This is a genomic window from Streptomyces sp. NPDC104371 (genome assembly GCF_055583785.1).
The window spans coordinates 1,000,258-1,019,952 of sequence record NZ_JBVJNF010000002.1 but is presented as its reverse complement, the minus strand read 5'-3'; the positions used below and the strand labels follow the sequence as shown (position 1 = coordinate 1,019,952).

The following is a 19,695-nucleotide window of genomic DNA, read 5'->3' as shown; positions in this document are numbered from 1 at the left end:
TGCCGGGAACCGGCAGACAAACAGGAGATAGACGTGATCCAGCAGGAGTCGCGACTGCGCGTCGCCGACAACACTGGTGCGAAGGAAATCCTTTGCATCCGTGTGCTCGGTGGCTCCGGTCGCCGCTACGCGGGCATCGGTGACGTCATCGTCGCCACCGTCAAGGACGCGATCCCCGGTGGCAACGTGAAGAAGGGTGACGTCGTCAAGGCGGTCATCGTTCGCACCGTCAAGGAGCGCCGCCGTCAGGACGGCTCGTACATCCGCTTCGACGAGAACGCCGCCGTCATTCTGAAGAACGACGGCGACCCTCGCGGCACCCGTATCTTCGGCCCGGTCGGCCGTGAGCTGCGCGAGAAGAAGTTCATGAAGATCATCTCGCTCGCGCCGGAGGTGCTGTAAGCATGAAGATCAAGAAGGGCGACCTGGTCCAGGTCATCACCGGCAAGGACAAGGGCAAGCAGGGCAAGGTCATTGCCGCTTACCCGCGCGACGAGCGTGTCCTGGTCGAGGGTGTCAACCGGGTCAAGAAGCACACCAAGGCCGGCCCGACCGCTCGCGGTTCCCAGGCCGGCGGCATCGTGACCACCGAGGCCCCGATCCACGTGTCCAACGTCCAGTTGGTCGTGGAGAAGGACGGCAACAAGGTCGTCACGCGTGTCGGCTACCGCTTCGACGAGAACGGCAACAAGATCCGCGTTGCCAAGCGGACGGGTGAGGACATCTGATGGCTACCACCACTCCGCGTCTGAAGCAGAAGTACCGCGACGAGATCGCGGGCAAGCTGCGTGACGAGTTCAAGTACGAGAACGTCATGCAGACCCCGGGCCTCGTCAAGATCGTGGTCAACATGGGTGTGGGCGACGCCGCCCGCGACTCCAAGCTGATCGAGGGCGCCATCCGCGACCTCACCACGATCACCGGTCAGAAGCCGGCCGTCACCAAGGCCCGCAAGTCCATCGCGCAGTTCAAGCTGCGTGAGGGTCAGCCGATCGGTGCCCACGTCACGCTCCGTGGCGACCGCATGTGGGAGTTCCTGGACCGCACCCTGTCGCTCGCGCTGCCGCGCATCCGCGACTTCCGCGGCCTGTCCCCCAAGCAGTTCGACGGCCGTGGCAACTACACCTTCGGTCTCACGGAGCAGGTCATGTTCCACGAGATCGACCAGGACAAGATCGACCGCGTCCGGGGTATGGACATCACCGTGGTCACCACGGCGACCAACGACGCAGAGGGCCGCGCGCTCCTTCGTCACCTCGGCTTCCCCTTCAAGGAGGCGTGAGCGAGATGGCGAAGAAGGCTCTGATTGCCAAGGCTGCTCGCAAGCCGAAGTTCGGTGTGCGCTCGTACACCCGCTGCCAGCGCTGCGGTCGTCCGCACTCCGTGTACCGCAAGTTCGGCCTGTGCCGCGTGTGCCTTCGTGAGATGGCTCACCGTGGCGAGCTGCCGGGCGTGACCAAGAGCTCCTGGTAATTCCGTAGTTCGGGATTCCCAAGGCTCTCGGTAAGCATCTGGGGGCGGCGGGACGCCCAGCACACATGCCGTAGGCTTGTGGGGTTGGGCGCCTGCCGTGCCCGTACGACTTACTACGCCGTAGGTCCACCGCGCCGCACCCGTCCCGTCTCGGATCGGGGAGAGGGATGGCGCACCAGGAAACCCCGGCGAGAGAGGCCGAAGGCCAATTCATGACCATGACTGATCCGATCGCAGACATGCTTACGCGTCTGCGGAACGCGAACTCGGCGTACCACGACTCCGTGGCGATGCCGCACTCGAAGATCAAGTCGCACATCGCGGAGATCCTCCAGCAGGAGGGCTTCATCACGGGCTGGAAGGTCGAGGACGCCGAGGTCGGCAAGAACCTCGTTCTCGAGCTGAAGTTCGGCCCGAACCGTGAGCGCTCCATCGCGGGCATCAAGCGAATCTCCAAGCCCGGTCTGCGGGTTTACGCGAAGTCCACCAACCTGCCCAAGGTGCTGGGTGGCCTCGGCGTGGCGATCATCTCCACGTCCCACGGGCTCCTCACCGACAAGCAGGCCGGCAAGAAGGGCGTAGGCGGAGAAGTTCTCGCCTACGTCTGGTAACGGAAGGGAACGGAGGAAACAGCTATGTCGCGCATCGGCAAGCTCCCCATCGCGGTTCCCGCCGGCGTGGACGTCACCCTCGACGGCAGCACGGTTTCGGTCAAGGGCCCCAAGGGCACGCTGACCCACACCGTCGCCTCGCCCATCGAGATCGTCAAGAACGAGGACGGCACCCTTCAGGTGACCCGCCCCAACGACGAGCGTCAGAACAAGGCCCTGCACGGCCTGTCCCGCACGCTGGTGGCGAACATGATCACCGGCGTGACCCAGGGTTACGTGAAGAAGCTCGAGATCAGCGGTGTCGGTTACCGCGTGACCGCCAAGGGCTCGAACCTCGAGTTCGCGCTCGGCTACAGCCACCCGATCACCGTCGAGGCGCCCGAGGGCATCACCTTCAAGGTGGAGACCCCGACCCGCTTCTCGGTCGAGGGCATCGACAAGCAGAAGGTCGGCGAGGTTGCGGCCAACATCCGCAAGCTGCGCAAGCCCGACCCGTACAAGGCCAAGGGCGTCAAGTACGAGGGCGAAGTCATCCGCCGCAAGGTCGGAAAGGCGGGTAAGTAAGCCATGGCATACGGGCAGAAGATCCTCAAGGGCGACGCCTACAAGCGCGCCGCGATCAAGCGCCGTCACATCCGGATCCGCAAGCGGATCTCGGGCACGGCGGAGCGTCCCCGTCTGGTCGTGACCCGCTCCAACCGCCACATCGTGGCGCAGGTGATCGACGACCTCAAGGGCCACACCCTGGCATCGGCGTCCACGCTGGACACCTCGATCCGTGGTGGCGAGGGCGACAAGTCCGCGCAGGCCAAGCAGGTCGGCGCCCTGGTCGCCGAGCGTGCCAAGGCCGCCGGCGTCGAGGCTGTCGTGTTCGACCGTGGTGGCAACCAGTACGCCGGGCGCATCGCCGCCCTGGCGGACGCCGCCCGCGAAGCCGGCCTGAAGTTCTGAGTCGGTTCCGAGCTAGCGGAAACAGAGAGAGGTAATTCCAATGGCTGGACCCCAGCGCCGCGGTGGCGGTGCCGGTGGCGGCGAGCGGCGGGACCGGAAGGGCCGTGACGGCGGCGCAGCTGCCGCCGAGAAGACCGCTTACGTTGAGCGCGTTGTCGCGATCAACCGTGTCGCCAAGGTTGTGAAGGGTGGTCGTCGCTTCAGCTTCACCGCGCTGGTCGTGGTGGGCGACGGTGACGGCACCGTGGGTGTCGGATACGGCAAGGCCAAGGAGGTGCCGGCCGCCATCGCCAAGGGTGTTGAGGAGGCCAAGAAGCACTTCTTCAAGGTCCCCCGTATCCAGGGCACCATCCCGCACCCGATCCAGGGTGAGAAGGCTGCCGGCGTCGTGCTGCTCAAGCCCGCGTCTCCGGGTACCGGTGTTATCGCCGGTGGTCCGGTGCGTGCCGTGCTCGAGTGCGCCGGTATCCACGACATCCTGTCGAAGTCGCTCGGCTCCGACAACGCGATCAACATCGTGCACGCGACCGTGGCGGCCCTCAAGGGCCTGCAGCGTCCCGAGGAGGTCGCGGCCCGCCGTGGCCTGCCGCTCGAGGACGTCGCCCCCGCGGCTCTGCTGCGTGCGCGTGCAGGGGCGGGTGCGTGATGGCACAGCTCAAGATCACGCAGGTCAAGTCCTACATCGGCAGCAAGCAGAACCACCGTGACACCCTGCGTTCCCTGGGCCTCAAGCGCCTGGGTGACGTGGTCGTCAAGGAGGACCGCCCCGAGTTCCGCGGCATGGTGCACACCGTCCGCCACCTCGTGACGGTCGAGGAGGTCGACTGATCATGGCGGAGCAGAACCCGCTGAAGATCCACAACCTCCGTCCCGCCCCGGGCGCCAAGACCGCGAAGACCCGTGTCGGTCGTGGTGAGGCGTCGAAGGGTAAGACGGCCGGTCGTGGTACCAAGGGCACCAAGGCCCGTTACCAGGTTCCGGAGCGCTTCGAGGGTGGCCAGATGCCGCTCCACATGCGTCTCCCGAAGCTGAAGGGCTTCAAGAACCCGTTCAAGACCGAGTTCCAGGTCGTGAACCTCGACAAGCTGGCCGCGCTGTACCCGCAGGGTGGCGAGGTCACGGTCGAGGACCTGGTGGCCAAGGGCGCCGTTCGCAAGAACAGCCTGGTCAAGGTCCTGGGCCAGGGCGAGATCTCCGTGGCGCTGCAGGTGACGGTGGACGCCGTCTCCGGCTCCGCCAAGGAGAAGATCACCGCCGCGGGCGGTACGGTCACCGAGCTCGTCTGATTCTCGCGGGCGCCTCGATGGCATGAACGATCCCGACCGGGGATACCCCACAATTGGGGTATCCCCGGTTGGTCGTTCCTAGGGGGGCGCTCTCGCCGGTAAGGTGGCCTGCACTGTCAACTTCCGTGAGGTGTCGCGGTACGGGCACCCAAAGCGGTAGTTGATCGTTATCCATGTCGTTGTCCAGTCGGAATCTCAAGACCGTCACCCTTGACGCAGTTGCGCGGGGGTCGCAGGAGGCACCGTGCTCACCGCGTTCGCCCGGGCGTTCAAGACGCCCGACCTGCGCAAGAAGCTGCTCTTCACACTCGGCATCATCGTGGTGTACCGGCTCGGTACCCACATCCCGATCCCGGGTGTCGACTACAAGAGCGTCCAGACCTGTATCGACGTGGCCAAGGGCAATCAGGGCCTGTTCGGACTGGTGAACATGTTCAGCGGCGGCGCGCTGCTGCAGATCACGGTCTTCGCGCTGGGCATCATGCCGTACATCACGGCGAGCATCATCCTCCAGCTCCTGACCGTGGTCATCCCGCGCCTGGAAGCCCTGAAGAAGGAAGGCCAGTCCGGTACCGCGAAGATCACGCAGTACACCCGTTATCTGACGGTGGCGCTGGCGATCCTCCAGGGCACCGGACTCGTGGCCACCGCCCGCACGGGTGCGCTGTTCGCCGGTTGCCCGGTCGCGTCCTCGATCGTGCCGGACCCGTCGATCTTCACGACCATCACGATGGTCATCACCATGACCGCCGGTACGGCCGTCGTCATGTGGCTCGGTGAGCTGATCACCGACCGCGGCATCGGCAACGGCATGTCGATCCTGATGTTCATCTCGATCGCCGCGACCTTCCCCTCCGCCCTGTGGGCCATCAAGAAGCAGGGCAGCCTCGCGGGCGGCTGGATCGAGTTCGGCACCGTCATCGCGGTCGGCCTGATCATGGTCGCCCTGGTGGTCTTCGTCGAGCAGGCCCAGCGCCGTATCCCGGTCCAGTACGCGAAGCGCATGATCGGCCGCCGCGCCTACGGCGGTACGTCCACGTACATCCCGCTGAAGGTGAACCAGGCGGGTGTGATCCCCGTCATCTTCGCGTCGTCGCTGCTGTACATCCCGGCTCTGATCGCCCAGTTCTCCGGGGGTAACTCCACCTGGAAGACGTGGATCCAGCAGAACCTCACCAAGGGCGATCACCCGATTTACATCAGCCTGTACTTCTTGCTCATCGTGTTCTTCGCGTTCTTCTACGTGGCGATCTCCTTCAACCCCGAGGAAGTCGCGGACAACATGAAGAAGTATGGTGGCTTCATCCCGGGCATCCGGGCTGGCCGGCCGACCGCTGAGTACCTGAGCTACGTACTCAACCGGATCACGTGGCCGGGTTCGCTGTATCTGGGTCTGATCGCTCTTGTCCCGACCATGGCGCTGGTCGGCTTCGGAGCGAACCAGAACTTCCCGTTCGGTGGGACGAGCATCCTGATCATCGTGGGTGTCGGTCTCGAGACGGTGAAGCAGATCGAGAGCCAGCTCCAGCAGCGCAATTACGAAGGGTTCCTCCGCTGATGCGAATCGTCCTCGTCGGGCCGCCCGGTGCGGGCAAGGGAACGCAGGCCGCGTTCCTCGCCAAGAACCTGTCGATCCCGCACATCTCCACGGGCGACCTGTTCCGAGCCAACATCAGCCAGCAGACGGACCTGGGCAAGCTCGCGAAGTCCTACATGGACGCGGGCAACCTGGTGCCGGACGAGGTCACCATCGCGATGGCCAAGGACCGCATGGAGCAGCCGGACGCGCAGGGCGGCTTCCTGCTGGACGGCTTCCCGCGGAACGCGCAGCAGGCCGTGGCGCTGGACGAGATGCTCAGCGCCGAGGGCATGAAGCTGGACGCGGTCCTCGACCTGGAGGTCCCCGAGGACGAGGTCGTCAAGCGCATCGCGGGCCGCCGCGTCTGCCGAAACGACTCGGCGCATGTCTTCCACGTCTCCTACAAGCCCGCCGAGCAGGAGGGCGTCTGCGACGTCTGCGGCGGCGAGCTGTACCAGCGGGACGACGACTCGGAGGACACCGTCCGCAAGCGGCTGGAGGTCTACCACACGCAGACCGAGCCGATCATCGACTACTACAAGGCCCAGGGCCTGGTCGTGACGATCTCGGCGCTCGGCAAGGTGGACGAGGTCACCGCTCGCGCGATGCAGGTGCTCGGGAAGGCCGACGACCAGTAGGTCGCCCTTCTCGGCCACAACCGCTCTACCGGCCGCGGCTCCCCTGAGGGGCCGCGGCCGATGCGTGGGCCGCCGCAGGCGTGGCGCCCCTTCTCCGGTCGGCCCGACCCAGCACGACGGCCGGGCCTGCCACGCCGTCCCCGTATCTTTGATGGTGTCCGTCTTACCCGGTCCAGAAAGGCCGCAGCCGCCATGGTGCAGATCAAGACCCCCGAGCAGATCGCCAAGATGCGTGAGGCGGGGCTGGTCGTCGCCGCCGTGCACGCGGCCACGCGCGAGGCGGCCGTGCCGGGTGCCACGACGAAGGACCTGGACGAGGCTGCCCGCAAGGTGCTCGCCGAGCACGGTGCGAAGTCGAACTTCCTCGGTTACGGCGGCTTCCCCGCGACCATCTGCACCTCCGTGAACGAGGTCGTGGTCCACGGCATCCCGTCCGACGAGGTCGTCCTCAAGGACGGCGACATCATCTCCATCGACGCGGGCGCGATCGTGGACGGCTGGCACGGGGACGCCGCGTACACGGCGTTCGTCGGCTCGGGCCACGCCCCGGAGCTGATCGAGCTGTCCCGGGTCACCGAGGAGTCGATGTGGGCCGGGATCGCGGCGATGAAGCTGGGCAACCGGCTCGTCGACATCTCGCGCGCCATCGAGACGTACATCCGCCGCCAGCCGAAGCAGGGCGGCGGGCGCTACGGGATCATCGAGGACTACGGCGGTCACGGCATCGGCACCGAGATGCACATGGACCCGCACCTGCTGAACTACGTCGAGCGGCGGCGCGGCAAGGGCCCGAAGCTGGTGCCCGGGTTCTGCCTGGCCATCGAGCCGATGGTGTCGCTGGGGACGCCGCGGACCGAGGTCCTCTCGGACGACTGGACCGTGATCACCACGGACGGCACCTGGTCCTCCCACTGGGAGCACTCCGTCGCCCTCACCGCACAGGGCCCCCTGGTGCTGACCGCCCCCGACGGCGGCAAGGCCAAGCTCGCGGAGTACGGCATCACGGCCGCCCCCGACCCCCTCGCATAATGATCTCCCGCATGGGGCAGACTGCTCGATTCGTGTTTCCTGGGACGCTGACGTAGACTGACTCGTCGGCTCTCGTGCATCTGCATGTCTGCGTGCGGGAACGCGAAGTCGATCAAGGTAGTCGATTCGAAGGGCGAAGCGTGGCCAAGAAGCAAGGTGCCATCGAGATCGAGGGCACTGTCGTCGAGTCTCTGCCGAACGCCATGTTCAAGGTCGAGCTCCAGAACGGCCACCAGGTCCTGGCACACATCAGCGGCAAGATGCGTATGCACTACATCCGCATCCTCCCTGACGACCGGGTCGTGGTGGAGCTGTCTCCGTACGACCTGACGCGTGGCCGGATCGTCTACCGCTACAAGTAGATCTTGCCGTGCCCCGCTTCACGGGGCTGTGGCACTGACCCGGAGAACCTCACCCATGAAGGTCAAGCCGAGCGTCAAGAAGATCTGCGACAAGTGCAGGGTGATCCGCCGTCACGGCCGGGTCATGGTCATCTGCGACAACCCGCGCCACAAGCAGCGCCAGGGCTGAGCACGACCCCTCCCTCTGCATCCGCAGAGCTTCGCGCGACGCGAGCAACATGTTCATACGCAGGGCCCGGACCTGGGATCCCAGGTCTGACACCCCCGGCTCGGAGGCCGGGGACCCAGTCCGTACCTCGTACGGCGGCTGGGATCCGGTTCTGCGGAAGACCTCCGAAGATCAACTGGAGCCATTGAATGGCACGCGTTTCCGGTGTTGACATCCCGCGCGAAAAGCGTGTGGAGGTCGCCCTCACCTACGTGTTCGGCATCGGCCGGACCCTTTCGCAGGAGACGCTGGCTGCGACCGGCGTCGACCCCAACACCCGCGTCCGTGACCTGAGCGAAGAGCAGCTCGTCGCGATCCGCGAGTACGTTGACAACAACATCAAGACCGAGGGTGACCTCCGTCGCGAGATCCAGGCCGACATCCGCCGCAAGGTCGAGATCGGTTGTTACCAGGGTCTGCGTCACCGCCGTGGTCTGCCGGTCCGCGGTCAGCGCACCAGCACGAACGCCCGCACCCGCAAGGGCCCGCGTCGCGCCATCGCCGGCAAGAAGAAGCCGGGCAAGAAGTAGTCCGCAGCGGATACCTGTCCACGGTCTTCGCTGTAGGACCGACCACCTCCCGTAGGAGTTAGTAGATGCCCCCCAAGGGTCGTCAGGGCGCTGCCAAGAAGGTGCGCCGCAAGGAAAAGAAGAACGTCGCTCACGGCCACGCGCACATCAAGAGCACGTTCAACAACACGATCGTCTCCATCACGGACCCGTCCGGCAACGTGATCTCCTGGGCCTCCGCCGGCCACGTCGGCTTCAAGGGCTCCCGGAAGTCCACGCCGTTCGCCGCGCAGATGGCCGCCGAGTCGGCTGCCCGCCGCGCTCAGGAGCACGGCATGCGCAAGGTCGACGTGTTCGTGAAGGGCCCGGGTTCCGGTCGTGAGACCGCGATCCGCTCCCTGCAGGCCACGGGCCTCGAGGTCGGCTCCATCCAGGACGTCACCCCGACCCCGCACAACGGCTGCCGTCCGCCGAAGCGCCGCCGCGTCTGACGCGTTCGCCGCTTCCCGGTCGCGGGATTCCGGGCGGTACGGCCCTTGCGGGGCCGTGCCGCCCGTACCCTTGCAGTAGCCCCCGTGCCGTCATGGCGCGCGGGATCTGTCGGGCGTCATATAGCGGGCGCCCACGACTGAAGGATTGATCCACACATGCTGATCGCTCAGCGTCCCTCGTTGACCGAAGAGGTCGTCGACGAGTTCCGCTCCCGGTTCGTGATCGAGCCGCTGGAGCCGGGCTTCGGCTACACCCTCGGCAACTCCCTGCGCCGTACGCTCCTGTCCTCGATCCCGGGTGCGGCGGTCACGTCCATCCGTATCGACGGCGTTCTGCACGAGTTCACCACCGTGCCGGGCGTCAAGGAGGACGTCACCGACCTGATCCTCAACATCAAGCAGCTCGTCGTCTCCTCGGAGCACGACGAGCCGGTCGTGATGTACCTGCGCAAGCAGGGCCCGGGTCTGGTCACCGCCGCCGACATCGCGCCCCCGGCCGGTGTCGAGGTGCACAACCCCGACCTGGTCCTCGCCACGCTCAACGGCAAGGGCAAGCTGGAGATGGAGCTGACCGTCGAGCGCGGTCGCGGTTACGTCTCCGCCGTGCAGAACAAGCAGGTGGGCCAGGAGATCGGCCGTATCCCGGTCGACTCCATCTACTCGCCGGTTCTCAAGGTCACCTACAAGGTCGAGGCGACCCGTGTCGAGCAGCGCACCGACTTCGACAAGCTGATCGTCGACGTCGAGACCAAGCAGGCCATGCGTCCGCGTGACGCCATGGCGTCCGCCGGCAAGACCCTGGTGGAGCTGTTCGGTCTGGCCCGCGAGCTGAACATCGACGCCGAGGGTATCGACATGGGCCCGTCCCCCACGGACGCCGCCCTGGCCGCCGATCTCGCGCTGCCGATCGAGGAGCTGGAGCTCACGGTCCGCTCCTACAACTGCCTCAAGCGTGAGGGCATCCACTCCGTGGGTGAGCTGGTCGCGCGCTCCGAGGCCGACCTGCTGGACATCCGCAACTTCGGTGCGAAGTCCATCGACGAGGTCAAGGCGAAGCTGGCCGGCATGGGCCTGGCCCTCAAGGACAGCCCGCCCGGATTCGACCCGACCGCCGCCGCCGACGCCTTCGGCGCCGACGACGACGCGGACGCCGGGTTCGTCGAGACCGAGCAGTACTGAGGCTCCGTAAGGAGTCCGTACCGCGACCGCGGACCGGCTGCGGCCGGTCCGCACCGGGCCCCGTGCCCCTTCCAGGTCCCTTCGGGGGCCTGGATCTCCGACAGGCGACCGCCTGCTCGGATACTGCCCCCGGTACCTGACACGGCCGGGGCAGATACCAAGGAGAGACACAATGCCGAAGCCCACCAAGGGTGCCCGCATGGGCGGCAGCGCCGCGCACGAGAAGCTGCTCCTCGCGAACCTCGCGAAGGCGCTGTTCGAGCACGGCCGTATCACCACCACCGAGGCGAAGGCGCGCAAGCTGCGTCCCTACGCCGAGCGTCTGGTCACCAAGGCGAAGAAGGGCGACCTTCACAACCGCCGTCAGGTGCTCCAGGTGATCACGGACAAGAGCATCGTCCACACGCTCTTCACCGAGATCGGCCCGCGCTACGAGAACCGTCCGGGTGGCTACACCCGCATCACCAAGATCGGTAACCGCCGTGGCGACAACGCGCCCATGGCCGTGATCGAGCTGGTCGAGGCGCTGACGGTGCAGCAGAAGGCCGTGGGCGAGGCCGAGGCCGCCACCAAGCGTGCGGTCAAGGAGGCTGACGAGGCCAAGGTCGAGGAGACCAAGGTCGAGGACGCCGCCGAGGAGTCGAAGGACGCCTGAGGCAAGCCCTCGCAGTGAGCGGGTCCGCCCCCTTGGGGCGGACCCGCTTTCGCGTACCTGAGAGGATCCAGGAGTGAGTGACGAAGTACAGCCCGGACACGTCCGTATCCGCCTCGACCTGTCCTACGACGGCACCGACTTCCACGGCTGGGCCAAGCAGGCCGGTGGCCGGCGGACCGTGCAGGGGGAGATCGAGGACGCGCTGCGTACGGTCACCCGGTCCGGGCGGACCTACGAGCTGACGGTGGCCGGGCGGACCGACGCCGGGGTGCACGCGAGGGGCCAGGTCGCCCATGTCGATCTGCCCCGGGAGGTCTGGGCCGAGCAGAGCGGCAAGCTGCTCAAGCGGCTCGCCGGGCGGCTGCCCAGGGATGTGCGGGTCTGGGCGCTCAGGGAGGCGCCGAGCGGCTTCAATGCCCGGTTCGCCGCGATGTGGCGGCGCTATGTCTACCGCGTCACGGACAACCCCGGCGGGGTGGATCCCCTGCTGCGCAACCACGTCCTGTGGCACGACTGGCCGCTGGACGTCGACGTCATGGACACCGCCGCGAAGTCCTTGATCGGGGAGCATGACTTCGCCGCGTACGCGAAGAAGCGCGAGGGCGCGACGACGATCCGGGAGATCCTCGACTTCGGGGTGCGCCGGAAGGCGGACGGCGTCGTCGAGATCGAGGTCCGCGCGGACGCGTTCTGCCACAACCAGGTGCGCTCCATGGTCGGCGCCCTGCTGTTCGTGGGCGACGGCCACCGGGGTGTGGAGTGGCCGCGGAAGGTCCTCGACGCCGGGGTCCGCGACAGCGCGGTCCATGTCGTACGCGCGCTCGGGCTGACCCTGGAAGAGGTCGCGTACCCGGCGGACGACCAGCTCGCCGAGCGCCAGCGGCAGGCGCGGCGGGTACGGGGCGAGGTGCACTGAGGCGGGGCTCCGCGGTGATCACCGCGGAGCCGCCCGGCCCTCAGGTCACCGCTCGGTGGCGGCGGAGGCCTGGGCCTCGCCGCGGCGGCGGATCTGGCGGAAGGCGAACTCGGCCACATCGTCACCGGCCGTGAACACCTGCGCGTCCTTGGCCGTCACGTTCTTGCCGTCGGTGAATCCGGCGAGGGTGAAGTACGCGTAGCGGCCGACGGAGTTGGTCGTACGGCGGCAGACCGTCGTACGGCAGAACGCGGGCACGCCGCCACCGCTGAGCGAGGCGACGGTGCTCTTGGCGTCGACCCCCTGCTTGACCTTGGTCGCCTGGGCCGTGGTGTCGAAGAGGGCCACGCCGACCGTGACCGCGACGCCGTCCTTGGTGTAGGTGGCGCGGATGACGCGGGTGCAGCCGTTGCCGGTGAGCACGGCGGGGAGTGTGCCCTGCGCGGCGGAGGCGCAGTTCGTCGTGGAGGCCGTCGGGCCCTTCTTGTAGACGTGCGAGGCCACGGTCAGCTCGGTGCCGGGGAAGAGCGTGTCCGCGCTGATCGGGGCCGTGTCCTTCGTCGCGCTGGAGATGAAGTCCATCGGGTCCAGCGGGGGAGGGGCCGAGGTCGGCGCGAACGACGGGGCCGGGTCGGCGCTCTCGCTCGGGATGTGGGAGGCGCCGGGCAGCGTGGGGGTGGGGCTGCCGGAGGCCTCGGAGCCGCGGTCCGCGGTCACGACCGCCACGGCGACCGCGGCACCCACCGCGACCGTGGCCAGGGCGCCGCCGAGGATCAGCAGGAGCCGACGGCGCTTGGCGCGGGCCTCGGAGGCGTCGGCTAGGGCGGCCCAGTCAGGAGTGCCGCCGCCGTTGTCCTGAGGTTGCTGGGAACTCGGTTTCCAGGGATCCCACGACGGGGGCTCCCCCTGCCCATAAGTCATGCGGCGCATCTTAGACGGGCCGCTACGGGGGCGCTGTTTTGACCCATACGGGCGCCCCCGTTATCCTGGCTGTTCGTTATGTGTATTGGCTTGCTCATTCTCACGTGAGGGGCCCTTACACCGGTCCGCCGGGCCGATGACCAGCGACCAGCACGCGGTTTGCGTCACCGTGGTGCGGTCAGGGCTGTCGTGATCGTCTTCGGTGACCTTGTCAGGAACCTCACTGAAGAAGCGAAGGCTACGAACCGTGCGTACGTACAGCCCCAAGCCCGGCGATGTGACGCGCCAGTGGTACGTCATCGACGCTCAGGACGTTGTCCTGGGTCGTCTCGCCACGACTGCCGCCAGCATCCTGCGCGGCAAGCACAAGCCGATCTACGCCCCCCACGTTGACACCGGTGACTTCGTCGTCATCATCAACGCGGACAAGGTGCACCTGTCCGGCAACAAGCGGACCCAGAAGATGGCGTACCGCCACTCCGGCTACCCGGGTGGTCTGCGCTCGGTCCGCTACGACGACCTGCTCGCGAACAACCCCGAGAAGGCCGTCGAGAAGGCCGTCAAGGGCATGCTCCCCAAGAACACCCTCGGTCGTCAGATGCTCTCGAAGCTGAAGGTCTACTCGGGCGACCAGCACCCGCACGCTGCCCAGCAGCCGGTGCCGTTCGAGATCACCCAGGTCGCGCAGTAATTCCGGCCATCCCCCAAAGCTGAAGAGAATCTGAGGAGAATCGTGGCCGAGACCACTGCCGAGCAGCCGCTCGAAGAGCTTGACATCGACAGCTACACCACCGAGACCGAGGTTCCGCTCGAGGGTGAGTACACCTCCGAGTCCATGGCCTCGCGCTTCGGTGAGCCCCAGCCGGCCGCCGGCCTGGGCCGCCGGAAGAACGCCATCGCCCGTGTCCGGATCGTTCCGGGCACCGGCAAGTGGAAGATCAACGGTCGCACCCTCGAGGACTACTTCCCGAACAAGGTGCACCAGCAGGAAGTCAACGAGCCCTTCAAGGTGCTCGAGCTCGAGGGCCGTTACGACGTCATCGCCCGCATCGCGGGTGGCGGTGTCTCCGGTCAGGCCGGTGCGCTCCGTCTCGGTGTCGCCCGTGCGCTGAACGAGGCGGACGTCGACAACAACCGTGGCGCCCTGAAGAAGGCCGGCTTCCTCCGCCGCGACGACCGTGCGGTCGAGCGCAAGAAGGCCGGTCTGAAGAAGGCCCGCAAGGCTCCGCAGTACAGCAAGCGCTAAACCGCGTTTCGCTGCCCGCAGCAGGCTTCGTACCGCCTGCTGCGGGCAACCGCCGCCCCGGCAGCACACTTCGTGCCGCCGGGGCGTACGTTTACCTGGCACGGTTGCTTGCCACCGGCTTATGGAGCAGTCCCGCGGGACGCGGAGCGCTCCATGCGCAAGCCTCGAGACAGGGCCCTCGGACGATTGGTCGTACCCGGTTCCTGTCCGCACACTTGGCATGAGCCGCACATTCGCAGCAAGTTCGGAGGACACCACAGTGGGACGACTCTTCGGCACGGACGGCGTGCGCGGTGTCGCCAACGCGGATCTGACGGCCGAGATGGCGCTCGGCCTCTCCGTGGCGGCGGCGCACGTACTGGCCGAGGCGGGCACCTTCGCGGGCCACCGGCCGACGGCGGTCGTCGGTCGCGATCCGCGGGCGTCCGGGGAGTTCCTGGAAGCCGCCGTGGTGGCCGGTCTCGCGAGCGCGGGCGTGGACGTGCTCCGTGTCGGGGTGCTGCCCACCCCCGCCGTCGCCCATCTGACGGGCGCGCTCGGCGCTGACCTGGGCGTGATGCTCTCCGCCAGCCACAACGCCATGCCCGACAACGGCATCAAGTTCTTCGCCCGGGGCGGCCACAAGCTCGCCGACGAGCTGGAGGACCGGATCGAGTCCGTCTACGAGGAGCACCGCACCGGCGCCCCCTGGGACCGGCCCACGGGCGCCGGGGTCGGCCGGGTGCGGAGCTATGACGAGGGCTTCGACCAGTACGTCACCCACCTTCTGAAGGCCCTGCCGAACCGGCTCGACGGGCTCAGGATCGTCCTCGACGAGGCGCACGGCGCCGCCGCGAGGGTCTCGCCCGAGGCCTTCTCGCGCGCGGGCGCGGAGGTCGTCACGATCGGCGCGGAGCCGGACGGGCTCAACATCAACGACGGCTGCGGCTCCACCCATCTGGAGCAACTGCGGGCCGCCGTCCTCGACCACGGTGCCGATCTCGGCATCGCGCACGACGGCGACGCGGACCGCTGCCTGGCCGTGGACCACACCGGCGAGGAGGTGGACGGCGACCAGATCCTGGCCGTACTCGCGCTGGCGATGCGGGAACGTTCCACCCTGCGCTCCGACACCGTCGTCGCGACCGTCATGTCCAACCTCGGCTTCAAGCTCGCGCTGGAGCGTGAAGGGCTCGAGCTGGTGCAGACCGCGGTCGGCGACCGCTATGTGCTGGAGGAGATGAAGGAGAAGGGCTACGCGCTCGGCGGCGAGCAGTCCGGCCACGTCATCATCCTCGACCACGCCACCACCGGTGACGGCACGCTGACCGGCCTGCTGCTGGCGGCGCGGATCGCCGAGACCGGCCGTACGCTCAGGGACCTCGCGTCGGTGATGGAGCGGCTGCCCCAGGTGCTGGTGAACGTCCCGGACGTGGACAAGTCCCGGGTGGGTACGTCCGCGGAGCTGGTGTCGGCGGTCACCGAGGCGGAGCGCGAGCTGGGGGCGACCGGCCGGGTGCTGCTGCGGCCGTCGGGCACGGAGCCGCTGGTGCGGGTCATGGTCGAGGCGGCCGACATCGACCAGGCGCGGTCGGTGGCCGGACGCCTGGCGGACACGGTGAAGTCGGCGCTCGGCTGACACCTTCACGACTCCTCGGCACGCTCACCTCGCGGGGTGGGCGTGCCGAGTGCGTTCCGGCGGTCTACAGCTTGCGCAGGCCCAGCCGCTGGACCTTGTGGTCCGGCCCCTTGCGCAGCACCAGCGTGGCGCGGCCGCGGGTCGGGGCCACGTTCTCCAGCAGATTGGGCTTGTTGATGGTCCGCCAGGTCGTCCGGGCGTAGTCGAGCGCCTCCTCCTCGGAGACCTGGGTGTACTTGCGGAAGTACGAGGACGGGTTCTGGAAGGCGGTCAGCCGGAGCTTGCGGAACCGGTTGAGGTACCAGCGCTCGATGTCCTCGGGGCGGGCGTCGACGTACACGCTGAAGTCGAAGTAGTCCGCGAGGCCGACCCGGGTGCGGCCGTCCTTGCCGGGCAGGGCGGGCTGGAGCACGTTCAGGCCCTCGACGATGAGGATGTCCGGGCGGCGGACCGTGAGGACCTGGTCGGGGACGATGTCGTAGATCAGGTGTGAGTAGACGGGGGCCGTCACCTCGTCCTTGCCGGCCTTGATGTCGGCGACGAAGCGGGTCAGGGCGCGGCGGTCGTAGGACTCGGGGAAGCCCTTGCGGGACATCAGGCCGCGGTCGCGCAGTTCCTCGGTGGGCAGCAGGAAGCCGTCCGTGGTGACCAGTTCCACGTGCGGGTGTTCGGGCCAGCGGGACAGCAGGGCCTGGAGGAGGCGGGCGACGGTCGACTTGCCGACCGCCACCGAGCCGGCCACGCCTATGACGAAGGGGGTGCCGGACTGGGAGCCCTGTTCGCCGAGGAAGGTGTTCAGGGCGCCTCTGAGACCGTCGGTGGCCTTCACATAGAGATTGAGCAGCCGGGACAGCGGCAGATAGATGTCGCGTACCTCGTCGAGGTCGATGACATCGCCCAGACCGCGCAGCTTCTCCACCTCCTCGGCGGTCAGCGGCAGCGGCGTCTTGTCGCGCAGCGCGCTCCACTCGGCACGGGTGAGGTCGACGTAGGGAGTCGCCTCCGGCCGGGACCGGTGGGCGCTCCGGGGCATCGAGGGGACCGGAGAGATCACAGTCCATTGTGAACGGAGTTCGAACGGGTGGCCGCGTGGGCTGCGTCACGCCGGGGCGCGCGGGCGGTCTCGCGGCGGCCGGCCGGTGGCTGGAAGATAAGAATTTGATCATCTGACGGTAAGTAGTGCATAAAGGGGGTGTAAAGCGTGCGGGGGGAATCCGCAGGCACGAACAGAGAGAACGCCCTTCCATGAGAACCATCGCCGTCCGTCGTACCGCTCTCGCCGCCTCCGCCGCGGCCCTCGCGCTGCTCGCCACCGCGTGCGGATCCTCCGACAGCGAGGGCAAGAGCGACGACGGGAAGACGGCCCAGGCGGAGAAGAGCCCCTCCGCCGCGCCCGCCAAGGCGCTGAGCGCCGCGGAGCTGGAGAAGGCCGCGCTCGCCCAGGCGGACGTCAAGAGCGGCAAGGTCATCACCAAGGCCGTGCCGGGGGACGACCTCGCGCAGGACAAGGTGACGTCGGACGACGCGGCGTGCACACCGCTCGCGTACGTCACGGCGGCCACGTATCTCGGCAAGCCTGCGGCCACGGTCAAGCGCACGTGGACCGGCGACGCCAAGAAGCCCGGGGCGGGAGCCAGTGACGAGGAGAAGATGCTGGCCGTCGCCAACTACGCGAAGGCCGTCGAGACGCTCACCAGCTACGACAACGGCGGCGCCGAGCAGGCGATGAAGGACCTGAAGACGGCTGTCGGGAAGTGCTCCGCCGGCTTCTCCTACACCGCGAACGGCACGAAGACGAAGGTCGTGAAGGTGGCGACGACCGAGGCGCCCGGCGGCGCCGACGAGGCGCTGGCCCTGACGCTGACGGTGGACGCCGACGGTGTGAAGGCGCCGGTGAAGGCCGTGGTGGTCCGCAAGGGCGCCACGCTCGCCTCCTTCCCCGCCATCAACATCACCTCCCTCGCCACCGGCAAGGACTTCGCCTTCCCGACGCAGATCGTCGACGCCCAGCTCGCCAAGCTCGGCTGATCGGGTCGGCTTCCCCGGCCTCGCGAGCGCTGAGAATTTCCGAATTCGGGCAGGCTTCGGGAGGTCGAGGTGGCGCACTGACCGTAGGCTGCGGCACATGTGCGGAATCGTGGGATACGTGGGGCCGCAGTCGGCGCTCGACGTGGTCGTGGCGGGACTGAAGCGGCTGGAGTACCGGGGGTACGACTCGGCGGGCGTGGCCGTCCTCGCGGACGGCGGCCTGGCCTCGGCCAAGAAGGCCGGGAAGCTGGTCAACCTGGAGAAGGAGCTGGCGGACCGGCCCCTGCCGACCGGTCCCACCGGCATCGGACACACCCGGTGGGCCACTCATGGCTCCCCGACCGACGCCAACGCGCATCCGCATCTCGACAACGCGGGCCGGGTCGCCGTCGTCCACAACGGCATCATCGAGAACTTCGCGGTGCTGCGGGCCGAGCTGGAGGAGCGCGGCCACGCCCTCGCCTCCGAGACGGACACCGAGGTCGTCGCGCATCTGCTCGCCGAGGAGTTCTCGGTGACCGAGGACCTCGCGGAGGCGATGCGGCTGGTGTGCGGGCGGCTGGAGGGCGCGTTCACCCTGGTCGCGGTGCACGCGGACGCGCGGGACGTGGTCGTGGGCGCCCGGCGGAACTCGCCGCTCGTGGTCGGTGTCGGGGAGGGCGAGGCGTTCCTCGCCTCGGACGTGGCGGCGTTCATCGCCCATACGCGCTCCGCGATCGAACTGGGCCAGGACCAGGTCGTGGAGCTGCGCCGGGACGGTGTGACGGTCACCGGCTTCGACGGACGGCCCGCCGACGTCCGCAGCTTCCATGTCGACTGGGACGTCTCGGCCGCCGAGAAGGGCGGCTACGACTACTTCATGCTCAAGGAGATCGCCGAGCAGCCCAAGGCGGTCGCCGACACCCTGCTCGGCCGGATCGACGCGGCCGGTTCGCTGTGCCTGGACGAGCTGCGGATCTCCGCCGCCGAACTGCGCGAGGTCGACAAGGTGGTGATCGTGGCGTGCGGGACCGCCTTCCACGCCGGGCTCATCGCCAAGTACGCCATCGAGCACTGGACCCGCATCCCCTGCGAGGTCGAGCTGGCCAGCGAGTTCCGCTACCGGGACCCGATCCTCGACTCGCGTTCGCTGGTCGTCGCCATCTCCCAGTCCGGCGAGACCATGGACACGCTGATGGCGCTGCGGCACGCCCGTGAGCAGGGCTCCAGGGTGCTGGCGATCTGCAACACCAACGGCTCCACGATTCCCCGGGAGTCGGACGCCGTGCTGTACACGCACGCGGGGCCGGAGGTCGCGGTCGCCTCGACGAAGGCGTTCCTGACGCAGCTCGTCGCCTGCTATCTGGTGGCCCTGTATCTGGGGCAGGTGCGCGGCACGAAGTGGGGCGACGAGATCGGCGCCGTCATCCGCGATCTGTCGAAGATCTCCCACGAGGTCGAGCGGGTCCTCGAGACCATGGAGCCGGTACGGGAGTTGGCACGCTCACTGGCAGGCAAGAACACCGTGCTGTTCCTGGGCCGGCATGTGGGCTACCCGGTGGCCCTCGAAGGCGCCCTGAAGCTCAAGGAGTTGGCGTACATGCACGCCGAGGGCTTCGCGGCGGGCGAGTTGAAGCACGGGCCGATCGCGCTGATCGAGGAGGACCTGCCGGTGGTGGTCGTGGTGCCGTCGCCGCGCGGACGCTCGCTCCTGCACGACAAGATCGTCTCGAACATCCAGGAGATCCGGGCGCGGGGCGCCCGCACGATCGTGATCGCGGAGGAGGGCGACGAGGCCGTGGTCCCGTACGCCGACCATCTGATCCGTATCCCGGCGACCCCGACCCTGCTCCAGCCGCTGGTGGCGACGGTGCCGCTCCAGGTCTTCGCCTGCGAACTGGCCACGGCCCGGGGCAACGAGGTGGACCAGCCGCGCAACCTGGCGAAGTCGGTGACGGTGGAGTAGCGAGCCGCCGCCCGGCCCCCGGAAGCCGGGGGGCCGGGCGCGATCCGTGC

27 protein-coding genes are annotated in these 19,695 nt (G+C 68.0%); 25 read left to right on the top strand and 2 right to left on the bottom strand.

Going from position 1 to position 19,695, the window contains the following annotated elements; all coding sequences use genetic code 11:
• Positions 1–33 precede the first annotated feature (33 nt).
• From rplN to truA, 20 genes are all read left to right on the top strand, one after another.
• Entirely contained in the window at positions 34–402 is a 369-nt protein-coding gene (gene rplN, locus ACZ60T_RS10465; protein WP_003956455.1) for a 50S ribosomal protein L14, read from the top strand.
• A gap of 2 nt (positions 403–404) precedes the next feature.
• Positions 405–728, top strand: coding sequence for a 50S ribosomal protein L24 (gene rplX / locus ACZ60T_RS10460; protein WP_043443039.1), 324 nt, complete (start codon positions 405–407; stop codon positions 726–728).
• On the top strand, positions 725–1,282 hold the full coding sequence (gene rplE / locus ACZ60T_RS10455; RefSeq protein WP_252424732.1) for a 50S ribosomal protein L5: 558 nt from the start codon (positions 725–727) through the stop codon (positions 1,280–1,282). The genes rplX and rplE overlap by 4 nt, the downstream gene beginning before the upstream one ends.
• A gap of 5 nt (positions 1,283–1,287) precedes the next feature.
• Positions 1,288–1,473, top strand: a complete 186-nt coding sequence (locus ACZ60T_RS10450; protein WP_059127180.1) for a type Z 30S ribosomal protein S14 — start codon at positions 1,288–1,290, stop codon at positions 1,471–1,473.
• Positions 1,474–1,685: 212 nt separating this feature from the next.
• Complete coding sequence (gene rpsH, locus ACZ60T_RS10445; protein WP_004984520.1) at positions 1,686–2,084, top strand: 30S ribosomal protein S8; 399 nt, start codon at positions 1,686–1,688, stop codon at positions 2,082–2,084.
• 24 nt (positions 2,085–2,108) lie between these two features.
• Entirely contained in the window at positions 2,109–2,648 is a 540-nt protein-coding gene (gene rplF / locus ACZ60T_RS10440; protein ID WP_365632477.1) for a 50S ribosomal protein L6, read from the top strand.
• 3 nt (positions 2,649–2,651) lie between these two features.
• On the top strand, positions 2,652–3,035 hold the full coding sequence (rplR, locus tag ACZ60T_RS10435; RefSeq protein ID WP_019980869.1) for a 50S ribosomal protein L18: 384 nt from the start codon (positions 2,652–2,654) through the stop codon (positions 3,033–3,035).
• Between the two features lie 40 nt (positions 3,036–3,075).
• On the top strand, positions 3,076–3,681 hold the full coding sequence (rpsE, locus tag ACZ60T_RS10430) for a 30S ribosomal protein S5 (protein ID WP_007494753.1): 606 nt from the start codon (positions 3,076–3,078) through the stop codon (positions 3,679–3,681).
• The gene (rpmD, locus tag ACZ60T_RS10425) at positions 3,681–3,863 is read left to right on the top strand and encodes a 50S ribosomal protein L30 (RefSeq protein ID WP_030174559.1); all 183 of its coding nucleotides are present in this window, start codon (positions 3,681–3,683) and stop codon (positions 3,861–3,863) included. Before rpsE ends, rpmD begins: the two co-directional genes overlap by 1 nt.
• Before the next feature lie 2 nt (positions 3,864–3,865).
• A complete protein-coding gene (gene rplO / locus ACZ60T_RS10420) occupies positions 3,866–4,321 on the top strand; it encodes a 50S ribosomal protein L15 (protein WP_071364957.1) in 456 nt (151 codons plus the stop codon).
• 244 nt (positions 4,322–4,565) lie between these two features.
• Positions 4,566–5,879, top strand: a complete 1,314-nt coding sequence (secY, locus tag ACZ60T_RS10415; protein WP_365632484.1) for a preprotein translocase subunit SecY — start codon at positions 4,566–4,568, stop codon at positions 5,877–5,879.
• Entirely contained in the window at positions 5,879–6,538 is a 660-nt protein-coding gene (locus tag ACZ60T_RS10410; RefSeq protein WP_469665521.1) for an adenylate kinase, read from the top strand. Before secY ends, ACZ60T_RS10410 begins: the two co-directional genes overlap by 1 nt.
• A gap of 192 nt (positions 6,539–6,730) precedes the next feature.
• On the top strand, positions 6,731–7,567 hold the full coding sequence (gene map, locus ACZ60T_RS10405; RefSeq protein WP_365632489.1) for a type I methionyl aminopeptidase: 837 nt from the start codon (positions 6,731–6,733) through the stop codon (positions 7,565–7,567).
• Between the two features lie 140 nt (positions 7,568–7,707).
• Positions 7,708–7,929, top strand: coding sequence for a translation initiation factor IF-1 (gene infA / locus ACZ60T_RS10400; RefSeq protein ID WP_003948620.1), 222 nt, complete (start codon positions 7,708–7,710; stop codon positions 7,927–7,929).
• A gap of 55 nt (positions 7,930–7,984) precedes the next feature.
• The gene (gene rpmJ / locus ACZ60T_RS10395; protein WP_003974245.1) at positions 7,985–8,098 is read left to right on the top strand and encodes a 50S ribosomal protein L36; all 114 of its coding nucleotides are present in this window, start codon (positions 7,985–7,987) and stop codon (positions 8,096–8,098) included.
• Between the two features lie 188 nt (positions 8,099–8,286).
• Positions 8,287–8,667, top strand: a complete 381-nt coding sequence (gene rpsM, locus ACZ60T_RS10390; protein WP_030811707.1) for a 30S ribosomal protein S13 — start codon at positions 8,287–8,289, stop codon at positions 8,665–8,667.
• Between the two features lie 65 nt (positions 8,668–8,732).
• Positions 8,733–9,137, top strand: coding sequence for a 30S ribosomal protein S11 (gene rpsK, locus ACZ60T_RS10385; RefSeq protein ID WP_003956432.1), 405 nt, complete (start codon positions 8,733–8,735; stop codon positions 9,135–9,137).
• Positions 9,138–9,293: 156 nt separating this feature from the next.
• Entirely contained in the window at positions 9,294–10,316 is a 1,023-nt protein-coding gene (locus ACZ60T_RS10380) for a DNA-directed RNA polymerase subunit alpha (protein WP_003966937.1), read from the top strand.
• Positions 10,317–10,488: 172 nt separating this feature from the next.
• A complete protein-coding gene (gene rplQ / locus ACZ60T_RS10375; RefSeq protein ID WP_365632494.1) occupies positions 10,489–10,971 on the top strand; it encodes a 50S ribosomal protein L17 in 483 nt (160 codons plus the stop codon).
• A 73-nt stretch (positions 10,972–11,044) separates the two neighbouring features.
• Entirely contained in the window at positions 11,045–11,887 is an 843-nt protein-coding gene (gene truA, locus ACZ60T_RS10370; RefSeq protein WP_365632497.1) for a tRNA pseudouridine(38-40) synthase TruA, read from the top strand.
• A 45-nt stretch (positions 11,888–11,932) separates the two neighbouring features.
• On the opposite strand, the gene ACZ60T_RS10365 is transcribed toward truA, so the two are convergent.
• Positions 11,933–12,808, bottom strand: coding sequence for a hypothetical protein (locus tag ACZ60T_RS10365; protein WP_469665520.1), 876 nt, complete (start codon positions 12,806–12,808; stop codon positions 11,933–11,935).
• Between the two features lie 247 nt (positions 12,809–13,055).
• Between ACZ60T_RS10365 and rplM the strand changes: the two genes are divergently transcribed.
• The 3 genes from rplM to glmM all read left to right on the top strand — a co-directional run bounded on the left by rplM (position 13,056) and on the right by glmM (position 15,672).
• A complete protein-coding gene (gene rplM / locus ACZ60T_RS10360; protein ID WP_365632503.1) occupies positions 13,056–13,499 on the top strand; it encodes a 50S ribosomal protein L13 in 444 nt (147 codons plus the stop codon).
• Between the two features lie 42 nt (positions 13,500–13,541).
• Positions 13,542–14,054, top strand: coding sequence for a 30S ribosomal protein S9 (gene rpsI / locus ACZ60T_RS10355; RefSeq protein ID WP_252424636.1), 513 nt, complete (start codon positions 13,542–13,544; stop codon positions 14,052–14,054).
• A 259-nt stretch (positions 14,055–14,313) separates the two neighbouring features.
• A complete protein-coding gene (glmM, locus tag ACZ60T_RS10350) occupies positions 14,314–15,672 on the top strand; it encodes a phosphoglucosamine mutase (RefSeq protein ID WP_365632555.1) in 1,359 nt (452 codons plus the stop codon).
• Positions 15,673–15,736: 64 nt separating this feature from the next.
• On the opposite strand, the gene coaA is transcribed toward glmM, so the two are convergent.
• Positions 15,737–16,705 (bottom strand): type I pantothenate kinase, encoded by a 969-nt coding sequence (coaA, locus tag ACZ60T_RS10345; protein WP_365632506.1) that lies wholly within the window; start codon positions 16,703–16,705, stop codon positions 15,737–15,739.
• A gap of 212 nt (positions 16,706–16,917) precedes the next feature.
• Here coaA and ACZ60T_RS10340 point away from each other — a divergent pair, with 212 nt between their 5' ends.
• Together ACZ60T_RS10340 and glmS are read left to right on the top strand one after the other, a co-directional pair.
• Complete coding sequence (locus ACZ60T_RS10340) at positions 16,918–17,700, top strand: hypothetical protein (protein ID WP_365632509.1); 783 nt, start codon at positions 16,918–16,920, stop codon at positions 17,698–17,700.
• A 97-nt stretch (positions 17,701–17,797) separates the two neighbouring features.
• Complete coding sequence (gene glmS, locus ACZ60T_RS10335; protein WP_469665519.1) at positions 17,798–19,645, top strand: glutamine--fructose-6-phosphate transaminase (isomerizing); 1,848 nt, start codon at positions 17,798–17,800, stop codon at positions 19,643–19,645.
• Positions 19,646–19,695: the final 50 nt, after the last annotated feature.

Bases quoted from the DNA above. Each gene is read 5' to 3' on its own strand.
- rpmJ (WP_003974245.1), top strand. From the start codon at position 7,985: ATGAAGGTCAAGCCGAGCGTCAAGAAGATCTGCGACAAGTGCAGGGTG.
- rpsH (WP_004984520.1), top strand. From the start codon at position 1,686: ATGACCATGACTGATCCGATCGCAGACATGCTTACGCGTCTGCGGAAC.
- rpsK (WP_003956432.1), top strand. From the start codon at position 8,733: ATGCCCCCCAAGGGTCGTCAGGGCGCTGCCAAGAAGGTGCGCCGCAAG.
- rpsE (WP_007494753.1), top strand. From the start codon at position 3,076: ATGGCTGGACCCCAGCGCCGCGGTGGCGGTGCCGGTGGCGGCGAGCGG.
- rplX (WP_043443039.1), top strand. From the start codon at position 405: ATGAAGATCAAGAAGGGCGACCTGGTCCAGGTCATCACCGGCAAGGAC.
- ACZ60T_RS10340 (WP_365632509.1), top strand. From the start codon at position 16,918: ATGAGAACCATCGCCGTCCGTCGTACCGCTCTCGCCGCCTCCGCCGCG.
- ACZ60T_RS10365 (WP_469665520.1), bottom strand. From the start codon at position 12,808: ATGACTTATGGGCAGGGGGAGCCCCCGTCGTGGGATCCCTGGAAACCG.
- ACZ60T_RS10450 (WP_059127180.1), top strand. From the start codon at position 1,288: ATGGCGAAGAAGGCTCTGATTGCCAAGGCTGCTCGCAAGCCGAAGTTC.
- rpsM (WP_030811707.1), top strand. From the start codon at position 8,287: ATGGCACGCGTTTCCGGTGTTGACATCCCGCGCGAAAAGCGTGTGGAG.
- rpmD (WP_030174559.1), top strand. From the start codon at position 3,681: ATGGCACAGCTCAAGATCACGCAGGTCAAGTCCTACATCGGCAGCAAG.
- ACZ60T_RS10380 (WP_003966937.1), top strand. From the start codon at position 9,294: ATGCTGATCGCTCAGCGTCCCTCGTTGACCGAAGAGGTCGTCGACGAG.
- coaA (WP_365632506.1), bottom strand. From the start codon at position 16,705: ATGCCCCGGAGCGCCCACCGGTCCCGGCCGGAGGCGACTCCCTACGTC.
- rplO (WP_071364957.1), top strand. From the start codon at position 3,866: ATGGCGGAGCAGAACCCGCTGAAGATCCACAACCTCCGTCCCGCCCCG.
- ACZ60T_RS10410 (WP_469665521.1), top strand. From the start codon at position 5,879: ATGCGAATCGTCCTCGTCGGGCCGCCCGGTGCGGGCAAGGGAACGCAG.
- map (WP_365632489.1), top strand. From the start codon at position 6,731: ATGGTGCAGATCAAGACCCCCGAGCAGATCGCCAAGATGCGTGAGGCG.
- glmS (WP_469665519.1), top strand. From the start codon at position 17,798: ATGTGCGGAATCGTGGGATACGTGGGGCCGCAGTCGGCGCTCGACGTG.
- rplF (WP_365632477.1), top strand. From the start codon at position 2,109: ATGTCGCGCATCGGCAAGCTCCCCATCGCGGTTCCCGCCGGCGTGGAC.
- rplR (WP_019980869.1), top strand. From the start codon at position 2,652: ATGGCATACGGGCAGAAGATCCTCAAGGGCGACGCCTACAAGCGCGCC.
- rplQ (WP_365632494.1), top strand. From the start codon at position 10,489: ATGCCGAAGCCCACCAAGGGTGCCCGCATGGGCGGCAGCGCCGCGCAC.